Origin of the sequence: Bacillus sp. BML-BC051 (assembly GCF_019656175.1) — a bacterium.
Classification (GTDB): domain Bacteria; phylum Bacillota; class Bacilli; order Bacillales; family Bacillaceae_G; genus Bacillus_A; species Bacillus_A mobilis.
Window position 1 is genome coordinate 1 of the sequence record NZ_BPLI01000066.1, and the last position, 10,886, is coordinate 10,886.

At 36.7% G+C, this 10,886-nt stretch carries 10 protein-coding genes and 1 pseudogene; 3 read left to right on the plus strand and 8 right to left on the minus strand.

Annotated features, from left to right (window positions below; all coding sequences use genetic code 11):
• Nucleotides 1-355 precede the first annotated feature (355 nt).
• The 3 genes from K5S59_RS23870 to K5S59_RS23880 all read right to left on the minus strand — a co-directional run bounded on the left by K5S59_RS23870 (nt 356) and on the right by K5S59_RS23880 (nt 2,092).
• The gene (locus K5S59_RS23870) at nt 356-808 is read right to left on the minus strand and encodes a Ger(x)C family spore germination protein (protein ID WP_000226102.1); all 453 of its coding nucleotides are present in this window, start codon (nt 806-808) and stop codon (nt 356-358) included.
• Between the two features lie 80 nt (nt 809-888).
• Complete coding sequence (locus tag K5S59_RS23875) at nt 889-1,857, minus strand: spore germination protein (protein WP_228271847.1); 969 nt, start codon at nt 1,855-1,857, stop codon at nt 889-891.
• The gene (locus tag K5S59_RS23880; protein WP_002073809.1) at nt 1,790-2,092 is read right to left on the minus strand and encodes an N-acetylmuramoyl-L-alanine amidase family protein; all 303 of its coding nucleotides are present in this window, start codon (nt 2,090-2,092) and stop codon (nt 1,790-1,792) included. Before K5S59_RS23880 ends, K5S59_RS23875 begins: the two co-directional genes overlap by 68 nt.
• 361 nt (nt 2,093-2,453) lie before the next feature.
• On the opposite strand from K5S59_RS23880, the gene K5S59_RS23885 reads away from it, so the two are divergent.
• A complete protein-coding gene (locus tag K5S59_RS23885) occupies nt 2,454-2,906 on the plus strand; it encodes a hypothetical protein (protein WP_000701228.1) in 453 nt (150 codons plus the stop codon).
• A gap of 254 nt (nt 2,907-3,160) precedes the next feature.
• On the opposite strand, the gene K5S59_RS23890 is transcribed toward K5S59_RS23885, so the two are convergent.
• The 3 genes from K5S59_RS23890 to K5S59_RS23900 form a co-directional block, all read right to left on the minus strand.
• Nucleotides 3,161-3,736: a recombinase family protein gene (locus K5S59_RS23890; RefSeq protein ID WP_033656251.1), complete on the minus strand. Its 576-nt coding sequence runs from the start codon at nt 3,734-3,736 to the stop codon at nt 3,161-3,163.
• 127 nt (nt 3,737-3,863) lie between these two features.
• Nucleotides 3,864-4,709 carry an AraC family transcriptional regulator gene (locus tag K5S59_RS23895; RefSeq protein WP_000383881.1) on the minus strand — a complete coding sequence of 282 codons (846 nt, stop codon included), beginning with the start codon at nt 4,707-4,709 and terminating at the stop codon, nt 3,864-3,866.
• A 112-nt stretch (nt 4,710-4,821) separates the two neighbouring features.
• Nucleotides 4,822-5,397 carry a recombinase family protein gene (locus K5S59_RS23900; protein ID WP_062822405.1) on the minus strand — a complete coding sequence of 192 codons (576 nt, stop codon included), beginning with the start codon at nt 5,395-5,397 and terminating at the stop codon, nt 4,822-4,824.
• 147 nt (nt 5,398-5,544) lie between these two features.
• Here K5S59_RS23900 and K5S59_RS23905 point away from each other — a divergent pair, with 147 nt between their 5' ends.
• On the plus strand, nt 5,545-8,511 hold the full coding sequence (locus K5S59_RS23905; protein ID WP_220784094.1) for a Tn3 family transposase: 2,967 nt from the start codon (nt 5,545-5,547) through the stop codon (nt 8,509-8,511).
• A gap of 71 nt (nt 8,512-8,582) precedes the next feature.
• Nucleotides 8,583-8,648: pseudogene (locus K5S59_RS23910) on the plus strand (DUF4878 domain-containing protein); the annotation flags it as partial.
• A gap of 39 nt (nt 8,649-8,687) precedes the next feature.
• On the opposite strand, the gene K5S59_RS23915 reads toward K5S59_RS23910, so the two are convergent.
• Nucleotides 8,688-9,140 (minus strand): SMI1/KNR4 family protein, encoded by a 453-nt coding sequence (locus K5S59_RS23915; protein WP_000551585.1) that lies wholly within the window; start codon nt 9,138-9,140, stop codon nt 8,688-8,690.
• 12 nt (nt 9,141-9,152) lie between these two features.
• Nucleotides 9,153-10,385 (minus strand): WXG100 family type VII secretion target, encoded by a 1,233-nt coding sequence (locus K5S59_RS23920; RefSeq protein ID WP_048558673.1) that lies wholly within the window; start codon nt 10,383-10,385, stop codon nt 9,153-9,155.
• Nucleotides 10,386-10,886: the final 501 nt, after the last annotated feature.

The window sequence follows — 10,886 nt, forward strand, 5'->3', positions numbered from 1 at the left end:
GAAGGGGTTAAATGACGATACAGTTCTTCAGAAAATAGTTGTAATTCATCTTGAATCGAAAGATTCATAAAAAATGTCACCCTTTCTAGCTAGCTTTTTAGAAAGAATAACGTTTTTTGTCACTTGGGGGTAGTGAAAATTCTTAAGTTGATGGGCATGGGGTCCTACCAACAAAAAGCGCAAAACATACGCTAGGCAAAATTTAACATGACGAAACTGTTGAGTGACAATAAAGTTCTTTCCTTACCAATAAAGTTGTTTACTAATCGGTTTGTTTTATTACAATAAAGTCGTTTGCTTTTACCATAAGGTTGATAAATCAACTGTTTGAACGCATAAAAGTAAACAACTATTTTTATGCATTTGGCGAAAATCTAAAAAATGGGGTTGCCAGCAAGATTTCTTCAGGAGGCTCTCTTGTGCTAAACAGCCAGGCCAAGTACCTTATTTCACGATAACGGTTGATCAATTCCAGCACTTCTCCGACTTTGTTTTCCTTCATCAATCTCTCGCTGAACAAAATGGCAGAGATTTGTCCCAAGTTTAAGCGTTGTTGTGATGTACTGTACAAATCATTTGCCGCCTCCGTAAACGAGGAACCTTCGCCTTTGCCCACCCAAACCGGGGGCTGCTCCGCTTTTTGCTGTCCCTCCAGCTTGGCCACTGTCGAGAAATCAAGCAATTGCACATACAAGGTGTATTGGCCATCGACATAGTCTATTCCAACAGCCGTAGCATAGTTCATGTTTTGCACTTCATATCTGCTCCAGCAACCGGTAAGGGTGAGAAGAAGGAAAAGTGCAACCATACTTTTATATCTCCTCATTTATGCCTGTCCCCTTGCCTTGTAGAATCTCGTGTCTTCAACATGTCCGGTCGAGTGTTTCGCTATGGCCAAGGTAATCGAAACAAAGCGTTGGCCAAGTCTTTAAATGGAGGTGATATTGGGGCCAAGTAAGGCAAGCCGCATGAACGCAATGAGGCTAAATGGCTGAGCACAATAAATAATCCAAGAAAGAAGCCATAAATGCCAAGCGTGGCAGACAGAATGAAAAGAAAAAAGCGTAAGGTACTAATCGTTCCAGCCAATGATAGGCTCGATAAAGTTGAACCAAAGATTTGTGTAATTGCTCCGATGACAACGATACCTGGGGATAAGGATCCAGCACGAATGGCCGCATCCCCCAGGATAAGTCCTCCTACAACCGTTACCGTGGAGCCGACCGCAGAAGGCAATCGGATACCAGCTTCCCGCAGGATTTCTAAGAAGAGAAGTGCAATAAACATTTCAACTGCCACATCAAAAGGGATTCCCAACCGGTTAATCCCCAAAGTGGCAAGTAGATAATAGGGCAGCTGATCTTGATGATAGGAAAGAATGGCAACAAAAAATGCAGGAAGCAGTAGCGATACGGACAAGCCAAGTAAACGAAGCGTTTGACCAAATGTAGCTGCCAAAGCAGTAAAGTGGATATCTTCGGGTGCTTTCACAAGCAAAAATAAATTGGCAGGCGCAATCAACGCAGCCGGTGTACCATCCACAATCAACGCTACACGCCCATTGAGCATACAGTTCACGGTAAAGTCTGCTCTGCCTGTATACCCCATCAAAGGAAACAATGCTTTTGTCGGTTCCATTAATTCTTCTAGCTGAGTGGCGCTAAATGCTCCGTCAATGTGAAGATCATCTAATTTATTCTTTACATCTTGAACAATCTTAGGATCAACAATGTCACGCATGTAAAGAATTGCAACGGTTGTTTTCGTGCGAACGCCTACTTTTTTCGTTTCATAAACCATGCTGGTTGATTTGATTCGTTTCCGAATTAACGCCACATTGACTCCCACTTCTTCCACAAATCCATCCTTTGGCCCCCGTACCGAAAGCATTCGCATCATCTGTACGTTCTTTCAAGCTGCGCGTAATATCTGCTGTTCTACTCATTTTAATTTGCAGGCCTTCATAATGGTTTTCCAAGAGATTTCGGATGCTACGGGAAATATTTAAGGTAATTTCTTTTTCCTGCATCCCATTGCCAATAGCTCCTGGGTCCATTCTCCCGTGACCAGGATCTAAATATAATTTAAACATTTTACACCACCTCGTACAAATAAAATATGATCGAAGAGTAACGGAGGTATAGGAATTCGTCTGAGATACATATAAAAATAGGTGATGATAGGCATTACATTTCATTGAATCAGATGATTTATTTTAAAGCTAAGAAATTTTCCAAATACGAGACCATATGTATGAGCAGCAATTAATGTTCCATATTTTTCGTGGGTCAGGCAAACTCTTGTTCATCTAGACAGTAGGCTGATTGATTATTGATGCTTCTTTCTTAACAAAACACCTAAGTGATTCTCTGTGCATATACTGTATCATTACTACAGGATTATGATTAAATACAACTCAATCTATACATAAAATAATCAAGGAGAGGTTAATTTTGAAAATTCCAAAGACAGCCAAAGTTAGTATCCCCTTTCCATCCGTATGGGGGATTGATGCTTCTATTGCGGGGAGATCCATTATTAGAGGTATACTTACCATTGATTCCATTGTAGACAACAAAGTAGTAGGTACAGTTAATTTTCGTGGTATACCTATTCCGATTAATGGGTATTGGGACGAAAGCGCTAAACAAATAAGTTTCGATTCACCATATGCCTCCTTTTTTGGCAACTTGACAATAATTGATGAGACCGCTATAAGCATTCGGCATTTCATTTTAAGTGGACGGTTTATAATGAAACCTCCCTCTTTGCTGGCTGGTGAATACGGAAATTGGATTGCTACAACCTTTACAACCCGTTTGGGACCTCCCATATATACTAATGTTTTACCACCTGCTGGTGCCTTTTCAGTCTCAAGTATGCTCTTGGGACAGCAATTGTTTTAATTAGACCATGACTTTATAAAAACAACCTTCGTTTGTGATTGACTAAGGTTGTTTTTTATAAAGTGTTCTCGGAAAATACAGCCTTGCTTTAAATCTGAGTTTAGCGTATATCTCCGTTAAAATGTACTCGGAACCCTTTGATGATCGTGCCTAGTTAGATAAACAAATATTGATACTTCCTTATAGAAATAGCCTGCTTGGTTAGGTACGTTGTTTCACAATCCCCGGAAATTTTTAATATAAGTAATGAATGCTTATTTTTTTCCTTCCGATAGCTTTCTATATAAAGAAGCTCTAGATACATTTGTAATTTCACAAATTTGATTTACAGTCATATTTCCTTCTTTATATAGCTTTACTGCATAATTCATTCCTGCGTGATTTTTATGATATTTCTTTAACCGTCCTTTAAACTTCCCTTCTTTCTTTGCGAGCTCAATTCCTTCACGCTGACGCATACGAATAAGGTCTCGCTCTAATTGGTTAACACCAGCCATTACCGTAATTAAGAATTGGCTATATGGATTATCTTCTGATAAATCTAGCCATGTATCCTTAAGTGATTTTAAGCTTCCCTTTTTATTTCGTATTAAATCAATCAATTCAAATAAATCTTGCGTACTTCGAGTGATCCGAGTTAAATCTGTAACATAAATAATGTCACCTTCCTGTAAATCCTCTAACATTTTTTGAAGTTGTTCACGATCTTTTGTGGCTCCTGAAGTTTTTTCTTCATAAATAATATCCATTCCAATTTCGTTCAATTGCCGAAATTGTCTTGAAGGATTTTGGCTAGTCGAACTGACGCGTACATAACGGGGTGGCGTCAGGAAAATGCGGATTTACAACGATAAGGAATTTCCAATATAAAAAGCCTGATTTCCCATCACCTAAATTGAGAAATTAGGCTCTTTTTTCGTTACTCCATAAACAGCATTCTATTACTGAATATGTAATTTACTTCGGGATAACAGGGACCCAGAGTTCGTGTCTTGGTTTATGCTTCGGACCGTAATAACATTCTATACACGGTAAATTTGCAAGTTCATACTCGGAGGTAGGGACCCACTCGGAATATAAACGTTTCCATGCATCCACTATGTTCGGAAAAACTGCCCATGTACTTGCGGGAATAATAAGCGTCTCCATATTTTCTGGGGATTCCCCATCGTATCTTACGCCCATGAAATAGGAAAATTGTTCATCTGTGATGGCAGCTTCTTTTCCGCAAACCCCCAGAAGGCTTTCAAGCGTGCATTTTGGATTTTCCCATGACATATCTACTAGTTCTTGCATAAATCCATCTTTTTTCGCAGTGTTCCAAAGCGTAGGGATTGTTTTAAATGCTCTGCTTGTTTTTACTGGCTTGCTTTTTCCGACAATTCTTAATTCAAAATCAAGGTTTTCAATTCTGTAGTCCATCTCGGTATCTCCTTTAATAGAAATTTGAAAGGAAATTTTGGGAAAGGCTTTTAACTGTACCCCTCTATTACGAGCATTGGAAGGGGTTACCCCATGCATTTTTTGAAAAGCACGTGAGAAAGTATCAGAAGAAATATAACCATATTTAATTGCCACATCGATGATCCGAATATCACTTTTTTGAATTTCAAATGCTGCAAGTGTTAACCGTCTTCGTCTAATATATTCTGATAGCGATACACCTGAGATTGAAGAGAACATTCTTGAAAAATGAAACTCAGAACAGTTAGCTGCTTTTGCAATCTCTTTGTAGTCTATTTCTTCATCCAGGCTATTTTCAATGTAGTTTAACGCATTGTTCATTCTTTCTAGCCAATCCATAAGTTTACTCCCTTTCAATATTTACTTTAAAACAAAATAGATAATAATTACCGACATTTCATGCCTAAAAATATTGGTGAAAAAATACACCTTTTGATAGAATCAGGACAAACTATTTGTTTCTTTCCGATAGATTTCTATATAATGAAGCCCTAGATACATTAGTAATTTCACAAATTTGATTTACAGTCATGCCGCCTTCTTTATATAGTTTTACTGCATAATTCATCCCTGCGTGATTTTTATGATACTTCTTTAAACGCCCCTTAAACTTTCCTTCTTTCTTTGCTAACTCAATCCCTTCACGTTGACGCATACGGATAAGGTCGCGCTCTAATTGGTTCACACCAGCCATTACTGTAATTAAGAATTGGCTGTATGGATTATCCTCTGATAAATTTAGCCATGTATCCTTGAGTGATTTTAAGCTTGCCTTTTTCCTTCGTATTAAATCAATCAATTCAAATAAATCCTGCGTACTCCGAGTGATCCGAGTTAAGTCTGTAACATAAATAATGTCGCCTTCCTGTAAATCCTGCAACATTTTTTGAAGTTGCTCGCGATCCTTTGCTGCCCCAGAAACTTTTTCTTCAAAAATAATATCCATACCGATTTCGTTTAATTGCTGAAATTGTCTTGAAGGATTTTGGCTAGTCGAACTGACACGTATATAACCGATTTTTCGCAAAATATCACCTCGTTTTTGAGACAAGTCTTATGAGACACTCTTAACTATGATTTTATCAGTCTACTACACTTGTATCAATAGAGTACACTCTATTGATTTATAATTGAACTAATTAACTGAACAATTACAGAAATGAGATGATACTGTATGAAAGTTGCGAGAGGTAGAGAATTGCTTACATCGGAACAGCGACAGGTCCTTATGCAAATTCCTGAAGACGAGTGGGTGCTAGGAACCTACTACACTTTTTCCAAACGGGATTTAGAAATTATCAATAAGCGAAGGAGAGAAGAAAACCGTTTAGGGTTCACCGTTCAATTAGCTGTTCTTCGATATCCCGGTTGGCCATACACTCATATCAAAAACATCCCGGATTCAGTCATACATTATATATCAAAACAAATCGGTGCTAGTCCATCCTCGCTAAAGCTTTATCCTCAAAGAGACAATACACTTTGGGATCATTTGAAAGAAATTCGAATTGAATATAAACTAGTAACTTTTACTCTGAAAGAATATAGAATGACATTTAAGCACCTACATCAATTGGCTTTGGAAAATGGTGATGCCATTCATCTACTACATGAATGCATAGATTTTCTAAGAAAAAACAAAATCATACTGCCTGCTATCACTACACTTGAAAGAATAGTGTGGGAAGCAAGGGCAATGGCTGAAAAGAAGCTATTTAACACGGTTAGTCAATCCCTAACAAATGAACAAAAAGAAAAACTTGAAGATATTATTACCTTGCAGCATTCGTCAGAATCCAATAAAACGATATTGGGTTGGTTAAAAGAACCACCGGGACATCCTTCACCCGAAACCTTTTTAAAAGTAATAGAACGACTCGAATACATACGAGGAATGGAATTAGAAACGGTGCAAATTAATCATTTGCACCGCAATCGCCTGTTACAGCTGTCTCGCTTGGGTTCAAGATATGAACCTTATGCATTCCGTGATTTTCAGGAAAATAAACGATATTCAATACTAACCGTCTATTTATTACATCTTAATCAAGATTTGACGGATAAAGCTTTTGAAATTCATGACAGACAAATACTTAGTCTCTTATCAAAAGGTCGTAAGGCTCAAGAGGAAATTCAGAAACTGAACGGTAAAAAGCTGAATGAGAAAGTTATACACTTTACGAACATCGGACAAGCTTTGATCAAAGCAAAACAGGAAAAATTAGACGTTTTTGAGGTTTTAGAATCCGTTATTGAATGGAATTCTTTTGTCTCTTCGGTCGAAGAAGCCCAGGAGCTTGCACGTCCTGCTGACTATGATTATTTAGACTTACTGCAAAAACGATTTTATTCACTAAGAAAATATACGCCAACGCTATTAAGGGTGTTGGAATTTCATTCTACAAAGGCAAATGAGCCACTTTTACAAGCTGTAGAGATTATCCGAGGAATGAACGAATCCGGAAAACGAAAAGTACCTGATGACTCACCTGTGGATTTTATTTCAAAACGTTGGAAAAAGCGTTTATACGAGAATGATGGTACAACAATCAATCGTCATTACTATGAAATGGCTGTTTTAACAGAACTTCGGGAGCATGTTCGGGCAGGAGATGTTTCCATTGTTGGCAGCAGACAATATAGAGATTTTGAGGAATATTTGTTTTCCGAATTTACATGGAATCAAACGAAAGAGAATACGAGATTATCAGTTAGTTTATCATTCGAAGATTATATAACGGAGAGAACCAGCAGCCTTAATGAAAGGTTAAAGTGGTTAACTGCCAATTCCAACAAGTTAGATGGAGTTTCTCTTGATAAAGGAAAGCTGTCACTTGCACGCTTAGAAAAAGATGTACCAGAAGAAGCAAAAAAGTTTAGTGCAAGCCTTTATCAGATGCTACCAAGAATAAAATTAACCGATTTACTGATGGATATTGCTTATATAACAGGATTTCATGAGCAATTTACTCATGCTTCCAATAATCGAAAACCGGATAAAGAAGAAACGATTATTATTATGGCTGCCCTTTTAGGAATGGGAATGAATATAGGTGTAAGCAAGATGGCTGAAGCAACACCCGGACTTACATATAAGCAATTAGCCAATGTATCTCAATGGCGCATGTATGAAGATGCAATGAATAAAGCCCAAGCCGTATTAGTAAATTTTCATCACAAATTACAATTGTCTTCCTATTGGGGAGACGGTACAACATCCTCATCAGACGGTATGAGAATGCAGTTAGGTGTTTCATCACTACATGCAGATGCAAACCCACATTATGGAACTGGAAAAGGAGCCACCATCTACCGTTTTACTAGTGATCAATTCTCTTCTTACTACACAAAGATTATTCATACTAATTCAAGGGATGCGATTCATGTTTTAGATGGTTTGTTGCACCATGAAACGGATTTAAACATAGAAGAGCATTATACAGACACAGCTGGTTACACAGATCAAATATTCGGACTGACTCATTTATTAGGATTTAAATTTGCCCCAAGAATAAGAGATTTAGCAGACTCAAAATTATTTACAATAGATAAAGCAAGTGAGTATCCAAAATTAGAAGCCATTTTACGTGGACAAATAAATACAAAGGTCATTAAAGAAAATTATGAGGATGTTTTGCGATTAGCTCACTCAATAAGAGAAGGAACAGTTTCAGCATCCCTTATTATGGGGAAACTAGGATCTTATTCAAGACAAAACAGCTTGGCTATAGCCTTACGTGAGATGGGTCGAATAGAAAAAACAATTTTTATTTTGAATTATATATCGGATGAATCATTAAGAAGAAAAATACAAAGGGGATTAAATAAAGGAGAAGCCATGAACGGATTAGCAAGAGCTATTTTCTTCGGAAAACAAGGTGAGCTTAGGGAACGGACTATACAACATCAATTGCAAAGAGCCAGTGCTTTAAACATAATCATCAATGCTATTAGTATTTGGAATACCTTACATCTAACTAAAGCAGTTGAATATCAAAAACAGTCTGGTAGTTTTAATGAAGAATTATTACACCATATGTCGCCTCTAGGTTGGGAACATATTAATCTACTAGGAGAATATCATTTTAATTCGGAGAAAGTGGTCTCGTTAGATTCTTTAAGACCATTAAAACTTTCTTAACGTTGTAAAAATGGGGGAATCGTCAGGAAAATAGGCTTAGCGTTGTAAATCCGCATTTTCCTGACGGGACCCCTAATAAGGTAATCGTAATTGAACTAGAGAAAACGGATGATGGTTGGAAAATTAGTAAATCATAAAAAAACGGTCTAGAATTCTAGACCGTTTTTTTAGTTCCCTCAATCTTCTTCTTCAAAATCACGTAGACTAGCAAGCAATTCTGTAAATGTTGAGCAAACAGGATATATTGCTTTTTCCATGTCCTCTTCTTCATGGTCCCAAAATACGATTGTTGGTAATGCGGAATTATTACGATAGTCAAAGCATAAGAAATTCCCAAAAGGATCATTTGCGAAAGGATATATATTGTCTAATAATTCTTCTTTTATATCTTCATAATTTTTTACAATTGAATACTCATCTTCTATATGGAAGGTCAATAAATCATTGAATACATTTTCATCTTGTCCTGGTACATCAAATATTTTAGGACGTGGGTAACCTCCATCGTATTTCTTCACACATTCAATAAAATCATTAGGTAGTTTAATGTTAAAATATTTTTCTACTTGTTCGATTTCATGATCTGTTACTTTTTCATTACTTACACCAACCCATACAATGTTATGCATTAATAAACCTCCCTATTTTTCTCCGTCTTTCCCCCAGATGTTATACCCACCCGTGTGACCAGTTTGCTTATGTAATTTCGCGTCTACAAGCTGCATTCTTCCTGTGTCCTGATGGTGATGCCATGTATATGTTTTGGGTTTCTGACCATTTTTAAATAATTCAATTTCTTCTGCTGTAAATTTAGCTGCTAGTTTTGGATCTTCTAATATCTGTTCATATAACAGCTTATTACATATTCTATCATGAGTAGGTCTTGATTTTTTAAAGTCAACTTCTTTTAATTTTACTTCAGCAAAAGCATCGAAAATAGGGAATCCATTTAAGTCATATGGTATACCTGAAACTGGATGTTTATTTCCAGCTAACTCACCCATTCTTAAACTAATTGTCTTTGGACCATTTTTACCTTCATAAGTATATGGAGCTGCTTTCTGCAAGTACTGTTTAATACTACCGACTCCCGCATATGAAAGATGATTTCCAGCTTTGAATTCATAATTGTTTAATATATGTAATGCATTTCTATATGTCGGAGAATTAATTACAAGTGATTTTCCTTTAGTAAAACCTGTAATAGCAGCTACCTTCCCAACTTGTCCTGCTTTACTAAGACCCTTATCCCCCAGAAGCCCGAGCCCTAACGTTGCTATACCATAAGCTACATAATGCTCTCTACTTTCCAGATCCCCATTCCAAAATTTATTCATAAACGTATCTGATACGGTGTTCCATGCAGCAGGAATAGTCTCCCTATAGTTTACAATTGCATCTTTCATATTCAGCCAGGTTTCTTTATCACCTAAGGATATCAGTCCTTCCCACGCATCCACTGCACCATCTACAAACCCAGTAGAAATACCAGTCCATGCAGCATTTAAATCTTTTTTATTGAAAAATGACTCTTCTGATTTTGGAGGGAGTTTTCCACACATGGCACCTTCTTGAATATCATGGTCAGCTAAATTTCCACCATACAATTCATCTGCATCTCGGAATTTAACAGCTGCACGTTCTAATTCTACTGCTATTTTATCTAATTCTTGCAAGATGTTAAACATCATTGGCTTTGCTTCATTAAACATCTGATAAAAACGATCACTGCTTGCTCCGCTCCACTGAGAAGCTATATATTCAGTTTGAGAGTATAAATCTTTATGTATATATTCTAATGATGATCTCGTATTTCTTACTGTTTTAGCAGCTTGTTCTAATTGTTCCGGTGTTACCTTAATTTGTGTGCTCATTCCATCCCTTCTTTGCATATATATTATGAAAATTATAACATATCATTCTTTCGTTAATGGTTATCATTTGAAAATATCCGTTCCAAAAGGCGAAAGTATGTCCCATCATAAAAACAGCCCAAATTCCTAATGAGAAATTTGAGCTGTTTCTGTTATAAATATGTTTTATTTTATATTTTTTCATAGACTTATTTCTTTCATTGCTAACAAGGAATCTTAATTATTTCAAAATTTCTATATGGGGTCCTACCACATGCCCATCAACTTAAGAACGAAAACAAAATGAACTTTCGTTCAAACAAACTAAAAAACACGTAATGTACTTTTGGTATTGAAAAGTACACACACCAAATAAACTCTAACGAGTTTCATTTTAAAAATTATGCAGCTTTCTTTTGTTTTCCAAACCCATTATACTCATAGACAACACCCATAATATCAAAGATAGTTTTCTTCTCATATCGATGAGATTTCCGTCCATTCTTCTGTAGGAGGTCGAAC

Coding starts and splice junctions, on each gene's coding strand:
- K5S59_RS23880 (WP_002073809.1), bottom strand. CDS start 2,092: ATGTTTAAATTATATTTAGATCCTGGTCACGGGAGAATGGACCCAGGA.
- K5S59_RS23920 (WP_048558673.1), bottom strand. CDS start 10,385: ATGAGCACACAAATTAAGGTAACACCGGAACAATTAGAACAAGCTGCT.
- K5S59_RS23895 (WP_000383881.1), bottom strand. CDS start 4,709: ATGGATTGGCTAGAAAGAATGAACAATGCGTTAAACTACATTGAAAAT.
- K5S59_RS23915 (WP_000551585.1), bottom strand. CDS start 9,140: ATGCATAACATTGTATGGGTTGGTGTAAGTAATGAAAAAGTAACAGAT.
- K5S59_RS23870 (WP_000226102.1), bottom strand. CDS start 808: ATGGTTGCACTTTTCCTTCTTCTCACCCTTACCGGTTGCTGGAGCAGA.
- K5S59_RS23905 (WP_220784094.1), top strand. CDS start 5,545: ATGAAAGTTGCGAGAGGTAGAGAATTGCTTACATCGGAACAGCGACAG.